The organism is Arthrobacter sp. Rue61a (assembly GCF_000294695.2).
GTDB lineage: Bacteria > Actinomycetota > Actinomycetes > Actinomycetales > Micrococcaceae > Arthrobacter > Arthrobacter aurescens_A.
Genome location: NC_018531.1, coordinates 1,464,533 through 1,486,117, shown reverse-complemented (window position 1 = coordinate 1,486,117; position 21,585 = coordinate 1,464,533). Strand labels below are relative to the sequence as shown.

The window sequence follows — 21,585 nt, the reverse complement described above, 5'->3', positions numbered from 1 at the left end:
GGGCCGGGCTGTGTATGAGATTGATGTTTCGGCGCTCAAGGCACACAAGCATGAGGTAGCTACGGCGACGTTTTTCGGGTCCGCGGGTATCGAGTGGCGGGAGATCGGCTCGGCCGCGGACCTGCATGTGGCCAAAGACCAGGGCGGGAAACCCGAGGTGTACGTGACCGCGGCCAGTGAGGACCGGGTGGCCCCGTTGGGGATCGTCGGCAGTGGGCTGCGGGGCCGGGAAGGTCGGTGGGATCCAGCCGATGACTGGTTCGGGGCCAAAATCTTTTCCGCCGAAGGCGGCTACGACCCCGACACAGGCACGGTTTACAAGAGAACGACCGGGCACGATGCCAAAGGATGGGCGGTCGACGGTAGCGGCGACACCGTCTTCGCCGCCACTACCGGTCACGGCTATCTCGACCCGAGAACCGAGTCCGGTCACAACATTGCCCTCACTTCAACTGGGCGCGGAGACCAGATGAAGAGGCTTCTTCCTCTCCGGCGGGAGCTGAGGACAGTCCACGGCGACTTGGTCCCTACGGGGCCCTTGATCGAGCGTGACTTGACGCCCGAGGAACTCGCCGAGGAGCGGAGCAAATGACAAAGACAAAACCCGATCGCAGAACGTGGTTGGTATTGATGATGGCGGGGTGCTTGGTGATGACAGGATGCGGCATGAACTCAGCGACTGGTGGGCAGCAAGGCGAACCGGGACCCGGCGAGCGGACCGCTGAAGAGGTGTTCACAGAGTTCATGGATGCCATGGAGGACACAGTCAAGCAGTCGGGCACAACATGGCCCGGGTGGGACCGTAACGACACATCGGATTACGTGTCAGAACCTTGCGGGGTGCACGCGCGGGCTGACGGTCGGCTGTATCAGCGCCAGATAGAAGGCGGTCCCGTCGATGATCCGCCGGCTGCTGTGGAACGAATGAAGGCCCACTTGGAGACGAAGGGATACACGATTGGAAACATCTTCGACACCATGGGCGGAAACATCACAGGCATCCAGCTCAATGCGGAAAGCCCAAGAAGGCTCCTCGTACAGTTCACGCCGTCCAAAGAAACAAGCTTCATCAAGGTGGTTGGCGAGTGCACCTTGGACCCGGCCGCCAGGAAGAAGACCACCTGAATGGGCGTCTCATCCCCAATCCGCTCACCCCACCTCAGACGTCCCCTCACGCCAAATCGCGGGTCCGCTGCACAATACGCCGTTGCTAAACGGCGAATTGGAGACGAACCCGCGAACTCGACACCGAGACACTCGGGTGTGTTGAGGTGGCGGCTCGTTAGCCGATGCCGATGGCCCCGGTCAGAACACCGACTGCCAGCATGACCACCGAGATCACGGCCGTGCGCCAGAGGACCTTCTTGTGGTGGTCGCCCAGATCCACCTTGGCGAGGGAAACCAGCAGGAGGATGGCCGGCACCAGGGGGCTCTGCAGGTGGAAGGGCTGCCCGGTGATGGAGGCGCGGGCCATGTCCACTGCATCCACGCCGTAGTGAGCGGCGGTTTCGGAAAGGACCGGCAGGACCCCAAAGTAGAAGGCGTCGTTGCTCATGAAGAACGTCATCGGGATGCTCAGAAGCCCGGTGATGACTGCCATGAACGGTCCCATTTCGGCGGGAATGATCTGGACGAGCCACTCGGACATTGCCTTGACCATGCCCGTGCCGTTGAGGACACCGGTAAGGACTGCGGCGGCCATGACCATGCTGACGACGGCGACGATGGACGGTGCGTGGGCGATCAGCTGGGCGCCCTGGTCCTTGACCTTGGGGAAGTTGACCAGCAGTGCGATCGCGGAGCCCACCATGAACACGAACGGCAGCGGGACAATGTTGGCCACCAGGACCACCATCACAGCGACGGTCAGGCCAAGGTTGAACCAGAACAGCTTGGGACGCAGCGTAGTGCGGTTGGGGTCCAGGGCGGTGTCTGCCATAGCGGTGTCGTGATCGTCCACCAGCGTGGCCGGGTCTTCAAGAACCGCGACGCCGGAACCTCCGCCGGTGCCCGGCTTGGCTGCAGTTGTGGCAGAGGAGTTGCGGCCGAAACTGAAGCGGCCTCCGCCGACGCCGAAGCCCGAACCCGAACCCGCGGCAACCGAACCGCCGCGGCGCGTGCCGCCGTCGAACGCTTCCGAAGGATCCGCGACGTCGCCCCAGATCTCGGGAGCGGTGGTGCGGAGGCGGTTGCGTTCCTGCAGGCCGAGCAACCAAGCGAACACCAGAACCACGATGAGGCCAACGATGAGTGACGGGACCATGGGAAGGAAGACGTCGTTGACATCCAGGTGAAGTGCGGTGGCCGCGCGGGCCGTAGGGCCGCCCCAGGGCAGGATGTTCATGGTGCCGTTGGCGAGGCCGGCCACGCAGGTGAGGACCACGGGGCTCATCTTGAGCCGCAAGTAGACGGGGAGCATGGCGGCCGTGGTCAGGATGAAGGTGGTGGATCCGTCGCCGTCCAAGGAGACTGCCGCTGCCAGGATGGCGGTGCCGAGGACCACTTTGGCGGGGTCGTTGCCCAACTTGCGCAGGATGAACTTCACCAGGGGGTCGAACAGTCCGACGTCGATCATCAGGCCGAAGTAGATGATGGCGAACATGAGGAGCGCGGCCGTGGACGTCATGGACTTCATTGAGTCCATCACCATGTCGCCGATGCCGAGGCCCGCTCCGGCGAAGAGGCCGAAGACTGTGGGGACGATGATCAGCGCCAGTACTGGCGTCAATTTTTTGGTCATGATCAGGACCATGAATACCGCAATCATTGCGAATCCAAGCAAAACCAGCACGGCCGGCTCCTTACTACTGTGAATGGCGCCACGTCGGTGTGATGCGCACTACAGACAATATGGTGGCCTCCGTCACGGGCAGGGGTTTCGGGGAATTGTTGGGAATACTGCTCGTTGCGAACGTTTTGCGCATTGTGCTCAGTGATTCAATGGATCAGGAGGAAAGGAGCGAAGGTGCCGCGCAACAGCCGGGTCAGCATGCGTTTCTCCACCCAAACCCTTCTCCTCCAGCTAGGGGTTGTCCTGCTGGTGGTCCTGCTCAGCGGGACGGTCCATGCGTGGCTGGTCTATGAACGCATCGGCACCGAAGCCGAAAACCAAGCACTCACCCTTGCCAGGACCGTCGCCGCGGATCCCGAGATCAGGTCCGGCGTGCAAACCATCAGCAAAGAAGAAGGAACCCCTCCCCCGGATGTCCTCGCCGCCGGAACACTTCAAGCGGCGGCCGAAGCTGTGCGAGTGCGGACTGGGGCCCTGTTCGTGGTGATTACGGACGAAACCGGCCTGCGCCTGGCTCACCCTGAGACGGCGCGGCTGGGTGAACGCGTCAGCACAGACCCTTCAGTGGCGCTGGGCGGGCAAGAGATCACCACCCGCAACACGGGAACGTTGGGGCCATCGGCGGGGGCGAAGGTGCCGGTGTACGCTCCGGAGAACTCCACCACAATCGTGGGCGAGGTCAGCGTTGGCTATTCCGTGGAGTCCCTCAGCAACAGCCTTGCCCGCGACATTGTGCCCATTGCACTCACCGCCGGCGGCTCGCTGCTTGCCGGCGTCCTGGCCTCCTTCCTGCTCCGTCGCAGGCTCCAACGACTCACCCTCGGCTTGGAACCGGAAGAGATCAGCACCTTGGTCCACGACCAAGTGGCGGTGCTCCAAGGCGTGGATGATGGTGTGATCGGCGTTGCCGCAGACGGACGGATCTCCGTGTTCAACGCCGCCGCAGCAAGGCTCTTGGACATGCCGGATGCCACCGGCCAGGACTGGGCATCGGCGGCCGTCCCTGAACAGCTCAAACAGCTCACGCAGCCTGCGGCCCGGGACGCCGAGGCCGTGGAAGTCGTGGCGGGCGGACGCGTTCTGGTGGCCAGCGCTCGCAAAGCCTGGCATCGGCAAGAGGATCTTGGCTGGGTGGTCATGCTGCGGGATCGCACGGAATTGCAGCAACTCACCCGCCAGCTCGACGCCGTGGGGACCATGTCCACGGCCCTGCGCGCCCAGCGCCACGAGTTCGCCAACCAACTCCACACCATTGCCGGTTTCATGAGCATCGGCCAACACCACGCCGCCAAGGAATACCTGGCCCGGATCTCGGCCACTGGTCCGCTGAAGTTCCCCGTGGAGCAGGCCGAATTGCTCCAGGACACGTATCTGCAGGCCTTCGTTGGCGCGAAAGGCGTGGAGGCTTCGGAGCGCGGCGTGGCCCTCCGCATCGGCCCCGAAACACTGGTCCGTGGGCACGTGGCCGATCCACAAGACGTCACCACGGTGCTCGGCAACCTGATCGACAACGCGGTGAGTGCCGCCGTTGCCGGCTTGTCAGCGGAACGATGGGTGGAAGTCGAACTGCTGGACGACGCCACTGAGAACGGCGGGACCCTGCACATCCTGGTGGGCGATTCCGGCGACGGTTTGGGGAGCCTGGAACCGGAAGAGGTTTTCGCCGAAGGATTTACGACGTCGGAACAACCGGTACGCTCAGGGGCTGGACAAGGTTTGGGGCTGGCGCTGGTGCGGCAGCTTGCGCGGCGGCGTGGCGGCGATGTCCGCGTCCTGGAGCCCGGCAGCAGCGGCGGTCCCGGCGCCGTGTTCATGGCGACCATCCCCGGCGTCATGGATTCCGCGGAGCATGCGGGCACAGGTGCCGACTCGACGTTGAGGGAGGACAGCAATGGCTGAGGATTTGCGGGTGTTGATCGTGGACGACGACTTCCACGTGGCACGGCTCCATGCAGCCTATGTGGATTCCGTGGCCGGCTTCATGGCTTTGGCGCCGGCTGGGTCGGTTTCACAGGCACTGCAGGCGATTCACAGCCTTCGTCCCGATCTGGTGCTGCTGGACGTGTATCTCCCGGACGGCTCCGGCTTGGATCTGTTGGGTCAACTGGACGTCGACGCCCTCATGCTGACAGCGGCCTCTGACGCGCAGTCCATCAGGGTTGCCCTGCGGCGCGGCGCGCTTGGGTACATGCTGAAACCGTTCACCGCTGAGTCACTGTCCCAGCAACTCCGGTCCTACGCGCGGTATCGGCGGATCCTGGGGCAGCAGACAGCCGTTGACCAAACCACCATTGAACGCGCCAAACGGTCCCTGATCCCGGGAGATGTCACACCGTCAGCCAAGCCCCGTTCCGCCACAGAGGCTGCGGTCCTGGAATCCTTGCTTCCCGGGGAGCAGTACTCAGCTGCCGAGGTTGCGGAGAGGGTGGGCGTTTCCCGGGCCACGGCGCAAAGGTACCTGTCCTCGCTCGCGGATGATGGCGCCGTCGAGATCCAGCTGCGCTACGGAAGTACGGGCCGTCCGGAACACCGCTACGGCGTCCCCGCCTGACCCAAGTAACTGGCATTAGTGGTTGTTCTGAGCGCTCAGAACAACCACTAATGCGACTCAGGCGGGTGCGCTACGCGGACTTTTGCGCCACGAGCTCGATTTCCACGAGCATCTGCGGATCGAGGAACGGCAAGACGTGGACCAAGGCAAGCGTGGGGCGGATCTCGCCGAAGACCTCACCGTGGGCGCGGCCGGCGTCTTCCCACTTGCTGATGTCCGTCAGGTACAGCTTGGACTGAACCACGTCCTCGTAGGAGAACCCGGCGTCTTCCAAAACAGCGCCGAGCTTCTCAAGGATGTACTTGGTTTGCGAGTAAAAGTCGTCGCCAACGATCGCCTGTTTGCCATCAACGAGCCCTGAAGCGGCCGTGGCGGAAATGAAAAGAGTGTTGTCCACCTGGACTGCCCGGGAATAGCCAAGGGTCTGCTCCCAGACCGAACCCGTGCCGAATGTCTTGCGCATGCCGCGCCTTTCCTGTCGCTTCGCCCGGTCCGGTGACCGGCGTTTACGAAGGAAACTTTATGACTGCGGGAGGTCCAGCCGGTAAACGAACAGCTTTATGTCGGTGCCGGGCACAAACCAGTCACGGTGCGGGGCGCGGTCAAAACCAGTCCGCGCGTAGAGGGCGTTGGCGCTTTCCCACGTGGCTCCAGTGGTCAGGGACACGGCGTTGATTCCGTCCATGGCCTTGGCTTGATCGATGACAGCCTGCACCAAGGCACGTCCCGCCCCGGATCGCTGAACTGCCGGATCCACCACCAGGGTACGGAGTTCCAGTTCGTCGTCGAGGCCGATGTCGGAAAAGCCGCCGCCTGCCGGGGCTGCCGTCACAGACCCGATGACCTCGCCGTTGCGCTCCGCCACCAGGATCTCAGCGTGCTCCGCGCGTCCGGCAACGTCCTGGAGCTTCTGCAGGTACGGGTGATCAGCGTCGCCGTAGTACCCCGCGGTGACGTAGGAGTCCTGCGTGATGCGGGCAACGGCGTCGTAGTCTTCGGGCAGGGCGGGACGGACGGTAATCGGCGAAAGCACCTACCAATGGTAGTCGTGCTGGCGGCGCCCGCCGCGCCAAAGGCCCCTTTCCGTGATGGAACTATCAGTCACGTCTGGAACGCACGACGCCGAATGGTTGGCCCGCGCTGTTCAGGCGGGTGCCTCTGGGCTGCTTTTGTGTTGCCTCCCGTGGCGTCGAATTGAGCCGCGTTGCGTGCGGTGAACCCCGGTTTCGTGCTGTTGCGCGTAGATGTCGAAACGCTGGCGCGGGGCAATGCGGGCGTGCTTGAGTTACCACACGGCAAAGCCCGGCCGTGAAAACTTCGTGCACACAGAACAGGAGGAACCGATGCCCAAGACCGATGTCCCAGCACACGTAACTCAGGCTCACTCCTGCTGTCCGTCCTGCCTTCAGAACTAGCGATCTGTACCGCTGCGCCGTCGATGCCCTTGGCTCCGGGCAGCAGCGACCCCTCCCGCACCTGAAAGGCTTTGCATGTTTTCCGCGTCCCTCCGCGCCCAAAAACTCCCCACAACACCCCCGAACCGCCGCCAAATCCTCGGCACCCTTCTCGCCATTCCCGCCCTGGGCCTGTTGACCGCTTGCGGCGGACCAGCAGCGGCCGGAGGCGTAGCCACGCAGGCGGCACAGGTCACCGCCCCGCTGGCCACCACCGTTCCGGAAGGCACCACGCTGGTAGTGGGCGACCCATCCGTGCAGGTGGCCCTTGAACTCTCCGGCCTGGACAAGAAGCTCAGCTTCCCCGTGAAGTTCGCCAACATCTCCGGCGGCCCTGCCACTACTGAAGCGTTCCGGGCCAACGCCCTGGATGTAGGTTCAGTGGCGGACATTCCTCCCATCCACGCGACGTGGACGGGGCTGGAGGTCCGCATCATCGCCAGCGTCTACCGCCAGGATGCCGTGAACCACCCGTTGTACGAACTGGGTGTGGCACCCGGTGCGGGCATCACTGACCTCCAGGGCCTTCGCGGCAAGAAGATCGCGTACAGCCCCGGCCAAGCGCAAGGGGCCCTGGTGCTGCGCATCCTGGAAAAGGCCGGCCTGCAGCAAAAAGACGTGAAGCTCGTGGAACTACCCAGCACGGGTGACACCTACTCCACAGCCCTGTCCAGCAAGCAGGTGGACGCAGCGCCTTTGGGCGGCGTCCAGATCAAGCGGTACCTGGCCAAGTACGGCGCCGACGGCGGAACAACGCTGCGGCACGGCCTCAGGGACGATCCCGGCCACCTGTACGCTCCGGCCAAGGTGCTTGACGATCCGGCAAAAGCTGCGGCGCTTGCCGAGTACGTCGAAATCTGGGGACAGGCCCAACGCTGGATCCAGGACCACCCCAAGGAATGGCTTGAGGGCTACTACGTCAAGAACCAGGGGCTTTCCGCCGAGGACGGCCAGTACCTGATCGATGCCGCCGGCGAGCGCGACCTCCCCACGTCCTGGACCGAGGCCATTGCCCGGCATCAGCAGACCATCGACCTCCTCGCCAAGGAACAGCAGAAGCCCAAGCTGGATGCCGCCAAGTTGTACGACCTCCGCTTTGAGGCCATCGGCGGCACGGCCTACGCGGCCGCTGGAAAGGGGGCGTAGCCATGACCACCACTGCTGCCCGGCGCACGGCTACGGTCACCGCTCCCCCGCCAGGAACCGCACCTCCGCCAAGAAGCGACGTCGCTACTCACCCGGCTGCCGGCGTCGAACCTCACCTCGACCCGAACCTCACCGGCAGGCCGGATGTCCGCCCGGCGAGCCGCCGCCTGGGCCCCGGGAAGCGTCGCCGCTTTGCGGGCTTGGTGGGTCCTGCCGCGTTGATCCTATTGTGGGTGGTTGCTTCGGCGACGGGCCTGCTGGATCCCCGGATCCTGTCCGAGCCTTGGACCGTGGTCTCCACGGCGGGCGAATTGATCGCAGACGGCCGACTCCAAGAGAACCTGGCGATCTCGGCCCAGCGTGCAGGTTTGGGATTGTTCTTCGGGATCGTGGTGGGTGCCGTACTGGCGGTCCTTTCCGGGCTGAGCCGCGTAGGCGAGTCGCTGATCGACGGTCCAGTGCAGATCAAGCGGGCCATTCCCGGACTCGCCCTGATCCCCCTGCTGATCCTCTGGTTCGGCATCGACGAAACCATGAAGGTCCTCACCATCACTTTGGGCGTGTTCGTCCCCATCTACCTCCAGACCCATGCTGGTTTGCGGGGCATCGACCTGCGGTACGTCGAACTGGCGCAAACGGTGGGCCTGAGCCGGGCCGGGTTCATTCGCCGCGTAGTACTACCGGGAGCGTTGCCGGGATTCTTCCTGGGGCTTCGTTTCGCCGTCACCGGCGCCTGGGTGTCCTTGGTGGTGGTGGAACAGATCAACTCCACCAGCGGCATCGGCTACATGATGGAGCTCGCCCGCACCTACGGACAAACAAACATCATCGTCCTCGGCCTGGCGGTCTACGGCGTCCTGGGACTGGTTTCCGACGCAGCCGTCCGGCTCCTGGAACGAAAGGCATTGTCGTGGCAACGCACACTGGCGGGCTAAGCACCCTCCGGACCGGCCCCTCCTACGAAGTCTCCGTCCGGAACCTCATTCGCAGCTTCGGCCCGAAAGGCGTACTCAACGGGGTGGACCTTGATATCGCACCGGGCGAGTTCGTTGCCCTCCTCGGCCCCAGCGGCTGCGGCAAGAGCACCCTGCTGCGTGCCCTCGCCGGACTGGACGGTGACGTCCGCGGCAGCGGAGTGGTGAAGGTCCCGGAGCAGGTGTCCGTGGTGTTCCAGGACTCGCGCCTGCTGCCGTGGGACACCGTGTTGGGCAACGTCACCTTGGGACTCAGGGATCACGACGCCGATGCCCGCGGCCGCCGCGCGCTCGCCGAAGTGGGACTCGCCGGTCGCGAAAAGGCGTGGCCACACGAACTGTCCGGCGGGGAACAGCAGCGCGTCGCCTTGGCGAGGTCGCTGGTGCGCGAGCCCAAGCTGCTGTTGGCCGATGAACCTTTCGGTGCGCTGGATGCCCTCACCCGGTTGAAAATGCACGCACTCCTGAAGGACCTGGTCGCCGCGCACCGCCCGGCGGTCCTGCTCGTAACCCACGACGTCGACGAAGCCATCACCTTGGCCGACCGCGTCATCGTCCTCCAAGGCGGCCGTGTAGCCCTTGAGCGCAAGGCTGGAACCGCCGTCGACCATTCAGCGCTGAGGGGCGAACTGCTCGAAGCCCTCGGCGTCCATTCTGCTGCCTAACCCCCCTCGTATTCGAACCAAGGAGAAACCCCATGACTGAACCACAGCGCAAGCTCCACCTGAACGCTTTCCTCATGAGCACAGGCCACCACGAGGCCTCGTGGCGCTTGCCCGAAAGCGATCCTCTCTCCTCCACCAAGGTTGAGCACTACCAGCACCTGGCCCGGGCGGCTGAACGAGGAAAGCTGGACTCCATCTTCTTCGCGGACTCCCCCGTCCTGTTCGGCGAGGTGGGCCGCCGCCCTGCCGGCAAACTGGAACCTACAGTGCTGCTGACAGCCATCGCCGCGGCAACGCAGAAGATCGGCCTGATCGCCACCGCTTCTACTACCTACAACGACCCCTTCAACCTGGCACGCCGCTTCGCGTCGGTGGACTGGGTCAGCGGCGGCCGCGCTGGTTGGAACGTCGTCACGACGGCGGGACCGGACGCTGCGAGGAACTTCGGCGTGGATGACCAGCCGGCACACGCTGTCCGTTACGAGCGGGCAGCCGAGTTCATCGAGGTAGCCCAGAAGCTGTGGGACAGCTGGGAGGACGACGCCGTGCTCGCGGACAAAGCCGAGGGCGTGTGGGGTGACGACAACAAGATCCGGGCTATTGAACACGAGGGCAAGCACTTCCGTGTGCGCGGCCCGCTCAATGTTCCCCGCTCGCCGCAGGGCCACCCACTGATCGTTCAGGCAGGGTCCTCCGAGGACGGCAAGAAGCTTGCTGCACAGTACGCCGAAGCCGTGTTCACCGCGCACCAGACATTGGCTGACGCCCAGGCTTTCTACTCAGACCTCAAGGCACGAACCGCAGCTGTGGGCCGCGACCCTGAAGGCATCAAGATCCTCCCGGGCATCGTCCCGGTGATTGGTTCCACGGAGGCCGAAGCCCTGAAACTTGAACGTGAACTCGACGAACTTATCAAGCCGGAGTACGCCCGGGAGCAGTTGGCCAAGACCTTGCGTTTGAAGCCCGAAGACCTTCCTCTGGACCGCCAACTGCCCGCCGATCTTCCCTCCGAGGACGACATCGAGGGTGCCAAGAGCCGCTACACGCTGATTGTGGAACTGGCTCGTCGCGAGCAGCTCACGGTCCGGCAGCTGATCGGCCGCTTGGGCGGCGGACGTGGCCACCGCACGTTCTCCGGAACGCCGGAGCAGGTGGCGGACGCCATCCAGGACTGGTTCTTCGCGGGCGCGGCCGACGGCTTCAACATCATGCCCCCGGTCCTCCCCTCCGGCCTGGAGATCTTCGTGGACCAGGTAGTACCGATCCTCCAGCAACGCGGCCTGTTCCGTACCGAATACACCGAGTCCACTCTCCGCGGACACTACGGGTTGGCCCGTCCCGAGAACCGTTACGCCGGTTCCGAGGGACAGCAGCTCACGTCCATCGGATCGGCGTTCTAATGACCGAGTACCGGAACCTGGGGCGAACCGGCGTCAAGGTCAGCCAGCTGACGTTGGGGACCATGATGTTCGGGGCCATCGGCAACCCTGACCACGACGACAGCATCCGCATCATCCACAGGGCGCTGGACGCCGGCATCAACCTGGTGGACACCGCCGATGTGTACTCTCAGGGCGAGTCCGAGGAGATCGTGGGCAAGGCACTGAAGGGTCGGCGCGATCAGGTTGTCCTGGCTACCAAGGTCCATGGACGCCTCGGCGACGACGTGAACCAGGCCGGCAATTCGCGCCGCTGGATCATCCGCGAAGTTGAGGACAGTCTCCGCAGGCTGCAGACAGACTGGATCGACCTATACCAGGTGCACCGGCCGGATCCCGACACGGACATCGACGAAACACTGGGTGCGCTCAGCGACCTCGTCAGCCAGGGCAAGATTCGTTACATCGGTACGTCTACGTTCCTTCCCGGCCAGATCGTCGAGGCCCAGTACGTTGCCCGAGAACGCCACCGGGAACGGCCTGTCACGGAGCAGCCGCCGTATTCCATCCTGGCTCGTGGCGCAGAACGGGAGGTCCTGCCGCTGGCGCAGCAGCACGGACTCGGGGTGCTTCCGTGGAGCCCGCTCGCCGGAGGCTGGTTGTCCGGCCGGATCAAGGCCGACGGCGCGCACCTTCCGTCAAGCCGCGCGGGTCGCCAACCAGCCCGGCACGATCCGGACCTGCCCGGGAACGCCCTCAAAACGAAGGCCGTGCTCGAGCTGACGGAGCTGGCCGATCAAGCAGGACTGTCGCTGATCCACCTCGCGCTGGCCTTCGTCCTCGAACACCCGGCGGTGACCTCTGCGATCATCGGACCGCGCACGCTGGAACACCTTGAAGCAGCCCTCGGGGCGGACAAGCTCACCCTGTCACCCGATGTGCTGGACAGGATCGACCAGATCGTTCCTCCAGGGACCACCCTCAACACCGCTGATGCGGGCTATGAACCGGCGTGGCTGACGGAGCCGGCCCGGCGTCGTCGTTCATTGCGGTAAGTACCTCCGCGAAGGGCGCGATCAGCGCTTGGGCCAGCTCCACAGCGGACCTTCCAGCGCGCCCAGGCCCTTGATCCTGGTCTCGCCGAGGTCCTTGTAGAGCTCATGCTCATGGGCGGCCCCGCTTTCGCGAAGTGCCTTAAGCAAGGCCTCGGAGTGGGTCACCACGATCATCTGGCTGTTGGCACTGGCTTGGACTATCAGTCCGGCCAGTGCCGGCATCAGGTCGACGTGGAGGCTGGTCTCAGGTTCGTTCAGGACCATGAGCTCCGGGGGCCGCGGCGTCAGCAAGGCCGCGGTGAGCAAGAGGAACCGCAGCGTCCCGTCCGAGAGTTCGGCTGCCTTCATGGGCCGCAGCATGCCCGGCTGGCGCAACTCCACACTGAAGCGGCCGTCGCTGACGGCGATCTCCAGCCGGCTTCCCGGAAAGGCGTGATCGACGGCGGCATCCAACTGCCGCTCGAATCCCACCTCGCGCAGCGTTTGGAGTGCGGCCGCGAGATCCTTGCCACTGTGGTGCAACACCGGGGTGCGTGTTCCAAGCTGCGCCTGGCGGGCGGGAGCCTCTGCATCTGTGCGGAAATGATCGTAGAAGCGCCATGAACGAACCGAGTCCCGAACCCGCAGCACCTCGGGTGCCCGGTCCTGATCCGAAACCTCAGTCAGCATGCTCTGGAACGTGTCCAGCCGCCGGGACAACTCTGTCCATTCGCCGTCTGGTCCGCGCAGCTTGGCCAGGCTGCCCTTGCGGTCCACCAACAACGAACCCGGCCGTGCCACGGGCCCGGAAAAGATCTGCTCCCGTTTGATCTCAGGATCCAGGCTGAACGCCGAAGGGCGGGAACGGCCGGTTTCCTGGTCAAAACCCGCCCCGCTGGAAACCGGCATGCCAAGGTCCACCAAATATCCAAAGTCGTCGCCGGAGTACCCCAGTTTCAGGTTCACGGACTCCCGACGAACAGTTCCCTGGACAGGCACCTCGCCACGGCGCATGGCCTCACTGATGGACTCCGGCCCGGCCCACAGCGTGGACGCCAAGCCTCCATCCCTGGCCAGAGAGCCCACCACGTTCCCCGAATCACCCCCGGCACATTCGGCGAGCAGCCGAAGCGCCCGGTAGAGGGAAGACTTACCACTGCCGTTGGCCCCGGTCACGATATCCAGGCCATGCAACTCGATGGCGAGATCCCGGATGGAACGGTAATTGGCGATGGCGAGTGCTTTGATCACTGGTTGATGATCACAACGGGAATTTGCCGGACAGTTCCAAAGCCCCGGCGCACATCCACGCCGCCAAACGGTCCTCTGTGGTGGGACCGCCATCCAGCGGGCTCTCCAAGCGCGGCCGGCGCACCCAGCAACCAGCCTCTTCCGCAATCAGCGCGCCTGCCGAAAAGTCGTGCTCGTTGAGGCCCCGCTCCCCGTAGGCGTCGAAAGTACCGTCTGCCACCAGGCAGAGATCCAGCGCAGCCGACCCGAGACGTCGGACATCGGCAAATCCATCCATGAGCCCGGCGAGGCCTTCAGATTGGCTGGCCCGGGTGGCGGGATCGTAGCTGAAGCCGGTGGCCAGGATAAGCCCCGTCCGCCCGGGAACGGGACCCGCCAGGCGCGTCCTCTCTCCACCTGTTTCCACCCATGCACCCTGACCGCGGGCTGCCGAATAGATGCGGCCCAACGCCGGTGCGTGAACGACGCCCGCCTGCCAGACGCCGTCGGAGTCCGCTACCGCAACGGAGGTGGCGTAATAGACGATGTTGCGGATGAAGTTAGTGGTCCCGTCCAAAGGATCGATGGACCAGCGGTACCCGGAAGGCTGTTCGGGCCGGGTAGTGCCGTGTTCCTCCCCCGTGATGGCGTCGTGCGGCCGCTGGGCAATGATCGCTTCGCGGACCGCATTCTCGGCCGCGACGTCGAAAGCCGTGACCCAGTCGCCGGCCTCGCCCTTGTTGCTGGTTTCCAAACCATCACCACCCGTGCCGGTGGCAGACCGCTGGGCGAGTACAGCAGCGCCCGCAGCCGCGGCACGTTTCGCGACAACAAGGAGTTCGGCGGCGTCCGTCATTCGGTGGCTGCTTCCGCTGCTGTTTCATCCACTACGGTAGCTTCATCCGTTGCGGCTTCAGCTTCCGTCCCGGTCTGTGCCGGTCCGTTGGCCAGGAGCTCGCGGAAGCCGTCCTCGTCCAGCACTGGTACGCCCAGTTGCTCAGCCTTGTCCAGCTTGGTGCCGGCGCTTTCACCGGCCACCAGGTAACTGGTGTTCTTGGAGACGGAACCGGACGCCTTGCCGCCACGGATGATGATGGCCTCCTTGGCTTCGTCGCGGCTGAAGTTGGGCAACGTGCCGGTGACTACCACTGTGAGGCCCTCAAGGGTCCGCGGTACCGAAGCATCCCGCTCGTCCTCCATTCGCACGCCGGCAGCGGCCCAGCTGTCCACGATCTCGTTGTGCCAGTCCACTGCGAACCATTCCTTGAGCGCCACGGCGATGGTGGGTCCAACTCCGTCAACATGGGCCATTTGCTCTTCGGTGGCGTTGCGGATGGCGTCCATGCTCCCGAAAGCGGTGGCAAGTGCGCGGGAGGCTGTTGGTCCAACGTGCCGGATGGACAGCGCCACCAGCACTCGCCACAGTGGCTGCTGCTTGGCTTTCTCCAGCTCAGCGAACAGTTTTTCCGTGGTGGCGGTCGGTTTGGACGGAGACTTCGCCGTTCCCTTGGTATAGAAATACGGAACGAGTTCATACTCTCCCGTGCCCACACCCTTGGAGCGTTTTTCCCTGCGGATCAGGACATCCGCCAGATCTTCCCGCGTCAGGCTGAACAGGCGGGCCTCACTGGTGAGCGGCGGCGTCTCCGGCTCTGCGGGTTGGGTCAGTGCCACAGCCGCTTCCCAGCCAAGTGCTTCGATGTCGAAAGCACCCCTGCTGGCCACGTGGAACACGCGCTCCCGCAGCTGCGAGGGGCAGGACTTGGCGTTGGGGCAACGAATGTCCACGTCGCTTTCCTTGGCCGGAGCCAGCGGCGTGCCACAGGACGGGCATTCTGTGGGCATCACGAATTCACGGACGGGCGGTTCCTGCTTGTCACGCAAGGCAAGGACGGGTCCGACGATCTCGGGGATGACATCGCCTGCTTTGCGGAGAATCACGATGTCGCCGATCATCACGCCCTTGGCCTTGACCACGTCCTGGTTGTGCAGCGTAGCCATGCCCACCGTGGAGCCGGCCACCTTCACGGGTTCCATCAGGCCAAAGGGAGTCACGCGACCGGTGCGGCCCACGTTGACGGCGATGTCCAGGAGCTTCGTGTGGACTTCCTCGGGCGGGTACTTGTACGCGGCAGCCCATCTGGGCACGCGCGACGTGTACCCAAGGGCGCGTTGAGTGGCAAAGTCATCAATCTTGACCACAATGCCGTCAATCTCGTGCAGGAGCTTATGCCTGCGCTCACCGTAGTCGGCAATGAACTTCAGGACGTCGTCGAAGGTATCCAGCACCTTGAGGTATGGGCTGACAGGGAGCCCCCATTCCTCGAGGAGCTTGTAGGTTTCCGATTGGCTCTTCGCATCCAAGCCTTCACGGGCACCGATGCCATGGACAAACATGCTGAGGGGCCGCTTGGCCGTTTCCGCGGGATCCTTCTGGCGAAGCGAACCAGCGGCGGCGTTGCGGGGGTTGGCAAGCGGTGCCTTGCCGGCAGCCACCAAGGACTCATTGAACTCAAGAAATGCCTTGGAAGGGATGAACACCTCGCCGCGGATCTCCACTTCCGATGGGTAGCCGGAACCACTGAGCTGCCGTGGGATTTCCTTGATGGTGAGAACGTTGTGGGTGATGTCTTCACCGGTGGTGCCGTCGCCTCGGGTTGCGGCACGGACCAGTTTCCCGTCCCTGTACAGCAGATTGACGGCAAGGCCATCGATTTTCAGTTCAGTCAGCCACGCGATGGGCGGGACGGAATCGCCGAGCTTCGCCACTGACGCTTCAGCTTTGCGGACCCAGGCTTCGAGCTCATCCAAGGAGAAGACGTCGTCAAGGCTGTACATCCGTTGCAGATGCTCCACCGCCGCGAAGGCAGATGAGACCTCGCCTCCAACCTCTTGAGTGGGCGAGTCGTTGGACACGAGCTCCGGGTGGAGTGCTTCCAGTTCCTCCAGCCGGCGGTACAGTTCATCAAACTCGGCGTCGGAGACTGTCGGCGAGTCTTCCTGGTAATAGGCATACCGGTACTTGCGGACAAGGTCCGCCAGTTGCTCGTACTCATCCCGCAGGGACTCCGACGGCGGAGTCCCCTCCTCTGCGACGATGGCCGCAGCGGCGTCCTGGGTTGTGGTGTCGACCGGATCCGGATTCTCTGGTGTGCTCACAGCTCTATCTTGCCGTAACCCACGGACAATAAAGGTCCTAGCTGCGGTTTTCAGGCGGCATGGCGATTTGGAGCTTGCGTACCTTTCCTCGTCCCACAATGTACCCGCGGCCAGGAATGAAGTCCTTGCTGATGCGGCCCAGGGAGGTGTTGAGGAGGCTGTCACCTTCCACATCTCCTGGGTTGAGCAAGAGCCCTCGGCGTCCGGATTTGAACGGCTGGGCAAGGGACCAGGCCTGAGACCAGGTTGAGGTCTCGGACTCGCCCACCACCCACTGATCTGCCTTGATTGCGGCAGTAACCAACCGTCCCACGCCGGATTCCGCCAGCGTGTCGGTGAACTCAGTCAGGCCCTCGATGAAGATCGCCATGGTGCCGGGGTTGTCCGAGGCCTTGTCGATCAGGTCATCCACCACATCCGAAACTTCGTCCGGCCCCACCAGCGACCTGCTCCAGATATTCAGCGACGCCACGGCAGAGCGGCGGGAACCGATGTAGATGAGGTCGGTGCGCGGGTTGGAACGCCGCAGCGCATAAGCCAAAGTGACCAACGCGACTGTACGTCCGGCGCCTGGAGGGCCGGCCAGCAAGAGTGATCCCTTGGCGGCGATGGCCGCCGAACCCAGCGTTTCGTCGTCGACGCCTATCACAGGATTGTCCGGCGCGCCGGTGGGCAGGATGTCCAAGTCCACCAATTCCGGGAGCCGCTGAATCTGCGGAGCCTGCTCGAGGCCCTGGCGCAGCATCGCCTGGCTGAGCTTGGCCACTTCACGGGCCTGGAGCGCGAGGTTCGAGTTGCCTCCCAGCACGGCGAGCTGAACTTCGAGCCCGTCCAACAAACCACGCCCGGGAGGTGAAGCTGCGTTAAGAACGTCCTTGGGGACGTCCAGAGTCATGTAGTCATCTTCGGAGCTGAGGCGCAGGACCAGCCGCTTTTGGATGGAAGCAAGGAGCGACGCCGGAACGGAGTTTGTGCGGTCACCGCTGACTACCAGGTGGATGCCCAGGGGACGTCCGTCTGTTGCCAGCGTTAAGAAGATGTCCCACAGTGCGGACAGGTTGCTGTACTCGTAGGATTCGCGGAAGGAAGACATACCGTCCACCAGGATGAAGATGCGTTTCTCTTCCGGACGGTTGGCCAGCTGCCGGTATTCGACGATAGTGGACGCCCGGACCTCAGCGAAGCGCGCTGCCCGATCATCTGCAACGTCCTTGAGCCAGCGCAGCAGTCGCCCGACGCGCTCCACGTCGTCGCCGTTGATGATCTCGCCAACATGGGGAAGTCCATCAAGCATTTTGAGTCCCGACGAACCACAGTCGATGCCGTAGACCTGCACCGGACCACCACGCGGCGTGACCGCGGCGGCGATGGCGATTCCGCGCAGCGCTGCCGACTTACCGGATCCGCCCGTGCCGTAGACGGCCATGTTGCCGTCCTTGTCCGGCTCATAGAACACAGTGGGCTGGTCCTGGTGGGCGGGGTCGTCCGCCACTCCGAGCAGGAGCCGCTCATCGGTCCGCGGGTTGGGAAGCTTGGAGAAATCGTAGGTAGTGGCGAGCTCGTTGAGCCATGGCTTCCGGGGAGGCTCGATGGACAGGACGTCAGCTGCGCGGATGATGTTTCCTGTCATCCTGGCAATGTCGTTGGGTCCGGCGGGCTCTTCTTCCACCTGTGACACTAGGGGCGGTTCCCAGGTGGGACCGGATCCGAACGCCATTTCCACGATGTCGATCCTCGGACGCTGCGGCTTTTCCGTCGTCCAGCCACCGGCGTATCCGGTCTGGAAGCCTTGGATACGGCCGGGACCCGTCTTCGCGGCACCGCGGCCAGGGATGGACGGGTCAAAGTAAGCGGCCGTCGGAACACCTAGGATGTCCGTTGCGTCCACTTCATCGGCCATGCGCAAGGCAACGCGGAGGTTGGTGTTGGCGCGCAGGTTGTCTTTAATGACGCCGGCGGGCCGCTGTGTGGCCAGGATCAGGTGCAGCCCCAGGGACCGGCCGCGGGCGGCGACATCCACCACGCCATCAACAAACTCAGGAACTTCGGTAGCCAGCGCCGCGAATTCGTCCACGATGATGATGAGGTACGGGGGCGCCTCCGGATCGGCTTCGCGTTGCAGCGCCAGGAGGTCCTTGGCTTTCTTACGGTTCAGGAGCCTTTCGCGGTAGTGCAGCTCTGCCCGAAGCGACGTCAGCGCACGGCGCACCAGGTGCGGAGACAAATCGGTCACCAAGCCAACGGTGTGCGGGAGGTGCAGGCAGTCGGCAAACGCAGCTCCGCCCTTGTAGTCGACGAACAGGAAGCTGACCCGGTCCGGGCTGTACGCGGCTGCCATGCCCATCACCCAGGACTGCAGGAACTCGGACTTGCCGGCACCTGTGGTTCCGCCCACCAGCGCGTGCGGACCTTCGTTCTTGAGGTCCAGGTAGAACGGCTCCACACCTTTGGAGCCGACCAGTGCGCGGAGGCTGCCGTTGTCCTTCCGGTTGGGCACAGCTGTGGCGTGGACAGAATTGTTCTCCTGCCAACGCTCCGCCACGGCCTGTGGGTTGTCCATCAGTTCCTTGCCGATCAACGTGGCGTAGGAGACGGCGCGCGGGAGGTCGGAATCGTCGTCGAGCGGGTTTCCAACATCCACCAGCGGCGACATCATGCGCGCAAGCTGCGTGGCAAGGTCCGCATCCAGGCTTTCGCAGCTCACGGGGTACGTGTGGCGGCCCAAGCGAACCTGGCCCGTGGTGGTGCCGTGATCGCCGTCCACCGAGAGGAAGTCGCGGCATGCTGCGGGAAGTGATTGCACGTTGGCCGCCACCCACATGATGTGCACGCCGTAGTCGGGGCCGCGTTCCACCAAGCGCGTGAGGCGGCCCCGGTCCACGGGGGCGTCGTCCTCAACGATCACCAGTACGGCCGGAACCACGGGACCGGGAACTTCCTCGTGTTCGTTCTTGAGGCCTGGACGCGGATGCGGGCCCGGCTCCTTGGCCAGTGCTTCCCGCTCTTCCACGAGGTTTTCGAGTCGGGACAACAAGGCAGCACCGGCACCTGGGCCGGCAGCAAGGTGATCGCCGGATATGGGGCTGTGCCCTGAACCAACGTGCGGGAGCCACTGCAGCCAGTCCCAACGCTCACGGGAACGGGCCGAGGTCAGTGCCGTGAGGACAACTTCGGCCGGCGAATGGAGCCCCACCAGCTGGAGCACCATGCCACGGGCCACGTCATCCACCACGCTGCGGTCCCCTGCCACGCCAAAGGAGCCCGAGGTACGCAACTGCGACACGATCGGAACGCCTTCAATGACACGGACCTGCTGCAGGCACTCCTGGATTTCCCGCATGTACTGCGGTTCGGTTTCGTTGGCGCCCGGTTCGTCGAACTGGATACGCGACGGCGCGGAGCCCAACCCGAAGCGAACCCCCAGGAAGTGCTGGTGTTCGGGCCGGTGGGTCCAGAGGAGGGGCCCGAGCTTGTAAATCGCATCAACCGTGTCGCTCACGGAGGGTGCTTCCTGGAGCCTGACAGCGCGCTCAATATTCTGCTGCTTGTCAATGTCCTCTCGGAACGAGAGCATCGCGGCTTTGAACTGTTTGTGGCCCTCCTTGGCCTGCCGCTTGCTCTGCATTTTGTGGTCCACGTAGTGCCCAACGATGAAGAGCGGCATCATCGCCATGAAGATCACGGACAGCAGGTTCTGTGTGAACGCAAAGAGCACACCACCCATCAGCAGCGGCGCGATGAGCATGATGTAGGGGAAGGGCTGGTGTTCCGGGCGCTTGGGGCCGGCCGGAGGCACGCGCTTTGGCGACTCGAACCTGGGCAGCACCCGCGGCGAACGGTTGAAATCCACCAGCGGCGACGACGGGCCACCGCCATGGTTCCGTGACAGGGCGACGACCCCCACGGAAGTATCGCCCAAGGTAACGGTGTCGGAGGATTCGAGCGTTGCGCGGGTAACCGGCAGCCCGTCCATGAGGAGTCCGTTCGCGGAGTTCGTGTCCACGATTTCCACGGTTTCGCCAACGGTGATCCGCGCATGGCGCTTGGAGGTCAGCGGGTCCGACAAACGGATGTCGGCGTCCCGGTCCCGGCCGATGTAGCTGGTGCCGAATGGCAGCGAAAATTCGCGTCCGACGTCGGGCCCTGACATCACGCGCAACGTCGCCGCTGCCGGTCCCCTGCTGTGGCCGTTGGACGCGAACTGCTCGCTGACCTGCGCGAGCGAGACTTTGGAACCCGGGCGCAGCCCGGACTCCAACAGGTTGTCCGTAGGCCGGAGGACGTGCCCGGAGAGGCCGCCGCCAACGAAAGCCTCGTCCACGCTGATGGACAGGTTCGACGGCGGTTCGGTCCCCTTTCGTGCGGGGTCGGCAGCCCAAAGTTCGGTGGCTATGTCAGCCACGGTGGCACGACCATCCACCGTTACGGCGAGGTCCTTTGCTTCCGCCGGGTCACGCCGCAAGGTCAGGCGGAACTTCATCCTTCGTCGACTCCACTCATTTTTTCAAGAAGATGCAGGTCAGCCGGCGTCACCAGGTGAGACGTCACGGCATGTTCCACCAAGCGCGCACGGCGGTTGGTGGCAAGTTTTCCCACGCCGCCGCGCAGGCCCACTACGCCTACGCGGTCCAGTTTGTCGCAGACGTTGTCCAGCTTGCGGTTGAAACGGGTGAGGGCCCATCCCAGTCGTTTCGCAGCCTCGGCAGACGACGGAATTGCGCTGAAGCCGGTGCCGTCGCGCCGCAGCATGGGCTCGGCCAAGGCAACGATCAGCGCCTTTTGGGAATCGGTGAACACCACGGGTCCTATGGTGGTGTCCCCTGCCTGGTCCTCGTCGCGTGCTTCGTGCCGGAAGGACGGCGTCTTCAAGTGCACAGCGAACTCGTAGGTGGTGGGTCCGGCGGTAAAAATCACGTTGGTGTGGCTGAACACCAACGGGATCCGCGCCCCAGGCGCCAGCCAGGCCTGCATACCGCCCGAACCGTCAGCAATGGTGGCGGACAGCATGCTCCCGACGTTGCTGAGCCACCACATGCCGTCGTAACGGGCGATCTGCAGGAAGCGTCGGTGCAGGTAGGGATTGTCGTCCACTTCCAAGTCACCTTCGCGTCCAATATCAAAGATGTCCTCGTCGGACGGTTCGTACCATTCCCCACAGAAATCTATTGCTAGATCCCCCATGATCTGTGCCTCCTCAGTCGG

17 protein-coding genes are annotated in these 21,585 nt (G+C 64.1%); 9 read left to right on the top strand and 8 right to left on the bottom strand.

Translation table 11 applies throughout. The features are described from left to right. The first annotated feature begins 10 nt into the window (after positions 1 to 10). Positions 11 to 592 carry a hypothetical protein gene (locus tag ARUE_RS06820; RefSeq protein ID WP_014921201.1) on the top strand — a complete coding sequence of 194 codons (582 nt, stop codon included), beginning with the start codon at positions 11 to 13 and terminating at the stop codon, positions 590 to 592. A 74-nt stretch (positions 593 to 666) separates the two neighbouring features. Beyond that, positions 667 to 1,125 carry a hypothetical protein gene (locus ARUE_RS06815; protein ID WP_043469960.1) on the top strand — a complete coding sequence of 153 codons (459 nt, stop codon included), beginning with the start codon at positions 667 to 669 and terminating at the stop codon, positions 1,123 to 1,125. Between the two features lie 157 nt (positions 1,126 to 1,282). Here ARUE_RS06815 and ARUE_RS06810 read toward each other — a convergent pair whose 3' ends face one another. Further along, the gene (locus ARUE_RS06810; protein ID WP_014921199.1) at positions 1,283 to 2,791 is read right to left on the bottom strand and encodes a CitMHS family transporter; all 1,509 of its coding nucleotides are present in this window, start codon (positions 2,789 to 2,791) and stop codon (positions 1,283 to 1,285) included. 198 nt (positions 2,792 to 2,989) lie between these two features. Between ARUE_RS06810 and ARUE_RS06805 the strand changes: the two genes are divergently transcribed. Next, the gene (locus tag ARUE_RS06805; protein WP_014921198.1) at positions 2,990 to 4,690 is read left to right on the top strand and encodes a sensor histidine kinase; all 1,701 of its coding nucleotides are present in this window, start codon (positions 2,990 to 2,992) and stop codon (positions 4,688 to 4,690) included. Continuing rightward, a complete protein-coding gene (locus ARUE_RS06800) occupies positions 4,683 to 5,342 on the top strand; it encodes a response regulator (protein WP_014921197.1) in 660 nt (219 codons plus the stop codon). Before ARUE_RS06805 ends, ARUE_RS06800 begins: the two co-directional genes overlap by 8 nt. Before the next feature lie 70 nt (positions 5,343 to 5,412). Here ARUE_RS06800 and ARUE_RS06795 read toward each other — a convergent pair whose 3' ends face one another. Beyond that, positions 5,413 to 5,805, bottom strand: coding sequence for a RidA family protein (locus ARUE_RS06795; protein WP_011774164.1), 393 nt, complete (start codon positions 5,803 to 5,805; stop codon positions 5,413 to 5,415). Between the two features lie 57 nt (positions 5,806 to 5,862). Beyond that, on the bottom strand, positions 5,863 to 6,375 hold the full coding sequence (locus tag ARUE_RS06790) for a GNAT family N-acetyltransferase (protein WP_011774163.1): 513 nt from the start codon (positions 6,373 to 6,375) through the stop codon (positions 5,863 to 5,865). Between the two features lie 457 nt (positions 6,376 to 6,832). Here ARUE_RS06790 and ARUE_RS06785 point away from each other — a divergent pair, with 457 nt between their 5' ends. From ARUE_RS06785 to ARUE_RS06765, 5 genes are read left to right on the top strand one after another with little or no spacing between them, the layout of a single operon-like run. Further along, a complete protein-coding gene (locus ARUE_RS06785; protein WP_014921196.1) occupies positions 6,833 to 7,942 on the top strand; it encodes an ABC transporter substrate-binding protein in 1,110 nt (369 codons plus the stop codon). 2 nt (positions 7,943 to 7,944) lie between these two features. Next, positions 7,945 to 8,877, top strand: coding sequence for an ABC transporter permease (locus ARUE_RS06780; RefSeq protein ID WP_014921195.1), 933 nt, complete (start codon positions 7,945 to 7,947; stop codon positions 8,875 to 8,877). Continuing rightward, complete coding sequence (locus tag ARUE_RS06775) at positions 8,853 to 9,581, top strand: ABC transporter ATP-binding protein (RefSeq protein WP_014921194.1); 729 nt, start codon at positions 8,853 to 8,855, stop codon at positions 9,579 to 9,581. Before ARUE_RS06780 ends, ARUE_RS06775 begins: the two co-directional genes overlap by 25 nt. Before the next feature lie 32 nt (positions 9,582 to 9,613). Continuing rightward, complete coding sequence (locus tag ARUE_RS06770; protein WP_014921193.1) at positions 9,614 to 10,981, top strand: LLM class flavin-dependent oxidoreductase; 1,368 nt, start codon at positions 9,614 to 9,616, stop codon at positions 10,979 to 10,981. Then, positions 10,981 to 12,015 (top strand): aldo/keto reductase, encoded by a 1,035-nt coding sequence (locus tag ARUE_RS06765; RefSeq protein WP_014921192.1) that lies wholly within the window; start codon positions 10,981 to 10,983, stop codon positions 12,013 to 12,015. Before ARUE_RS06770 ends, ARUE_RS06765 begins: the two co-directional genes overlap by 1 nt. A gap of 21 nt (positions 12,016 to 12,036) precedes the next feature. Here the strand turns inward: ARUE_RS06765 and ARUE_RS06760 are convergent, their stop codons facing one another. From ARUE_RS06760 to ARUE_RS06740, 5 genes are read right to left on the bottom strand one after another with little or no spacing between them, the layout of a single operon-like run. Then, on the bottom strand, positions 12,037 to 13,245 hold the full coding sequence (locus tag ARUE_RS06760; RefSeq protein WP_011774157.1) for an AAA family ATPase: 1,209 nt from the start codon (positions 13,243 to 13,245) through the stop codon (positions 12,037 to 12,039). A gap of 10 nt (positions 13,246 to 13,255) precedes the next feature. Next, on the bottom strand, positions 13,256 to 14,080 hold the full coding sequence (locus ARUE_RS06755) for an inositol monophosphatase family protein (protein WP_014921191.1): 825 nt from the start codon (positions 14,078 to 14,080) through the stop codon (positions 13,256 to 13,258). Then, positions 14,077 to 16,383 carry an NAD-dependent DNA ligase LigA gene (gene ligA / locus ARUE_RS06750; RefSeq protein WP_014921190.1) on the bottom strand — a complete coding sequence of 769 codons (2,307 nt, stop codon included), beginning with the start codon at positions 16,381 to 16,383 and terminating at the stop codon, positions 14,077 to 14,079. Before ligA ends, ARUE_RS06755 begins: the two co-directional genes overlap by 4 nt. A 37-nt stretch (positions 16,384 to 16,420) precedes the next feature. Next, entirely contained in the window at positions 16,421 to 20,863 is a 4,443-nt protein-coding gene (locus ARUE_RS06745) for a type VII secretion EssC family protein (RefSeq protein ID WP_014921189.1), read from the bottom strand. Further along, on the bottom strand, positions 20,860 to 21,564 hold the full coding sequence (locus ARUE_RS06740; protein ID WP_011774153.1) for a hypothetical protein: 705 nt from the start codon (positions 21,562 to 21,564) through the stop codon (positions 20,860 to 20,862). The genes ARUE_RS06745 and ARUE_RS06740 overlap by 4 nt, the downstream gene beginning before the upstream one ends. Positions 21,565 to 21,585: the final 21 nt, after the last annotated feature.

Coding starts and splice junctions, on each gene's coding strand:
- ARUE_RS06800 (WP_014921197.1), top strand. CDS start 4,683: ATGGCTGAGGATTTGCGGGTGTTGATCGTGGACGACGACTTCCACGTG.
- ARUE_RS06770 (WP_014921193.1), top strand. CDS start 9,614: ATGACTGAACCACAGCGCAAGCTCCACCTGAACGCTTTCCTCATGAGC.
- ARUE_RS06805 (WP_014921198.1), top strand. CDS start 2,990: ATGCGTTTCTCCACCCAAACCCTTCTCCTCCAGCTAGGGGTTGTCCTG.
- ARUE_RS06815 (WP_043469960.1), top strand. CDS start 667: ATGAACTCAGCGACTGGTGGGCAGCAAGGCGAACCGGGACCCGGCGAG.
- ARUE_RS06795 (WP_011774164.1), bottom strand. CDS start 5,805: ATGCGCAAGACATTCGGCACGGGTTCGGTCTGGGAGCAGACCCTTGGC.
- ARUE_RS06765 (WP_014921192.1), top strand. CDS start 10,981: ATGACCGAGTACCGGAACCTGGGGCGAACCGGCGTCAAGGTCAGCCAG.
- ARUE_RS06745 (WP_014921189.1), bottom strand. CDS start 20,863: ATGAAGTTCCGCCTGACCTTGCGGCGTGACCCGGCGGAAGCAAAGGAC.
- ARUE_RS06780 (WP_014921195.1), top strand. CDS start 7,945: ATGACCACCACTGCTGCCCGGCGCACGGCTACGGTCACCGCTCCCCCG.
- ARUE_RS06740 (WP_011774153.1), bottom strand. CDS start 21,564: ATGGGGGATCTAGCAATAGATTTCTGTGGGGAATGGTACGAACCGTCC.
- ARUE_RS06785 (WP_014921196.1), top strand. CDS start 6,833: ATGTTTTCCGCGTCCCTCCGCGCCCAAAAACTCCCCACAACACCCCCG.
- ARUE_RS06755 (WP_014921191.1), bottom strand. CDS start 14,080: ATGACGGACGCCGCCGAACTCCTTGTTGTCGCGAAACGTGCCGCGGCT.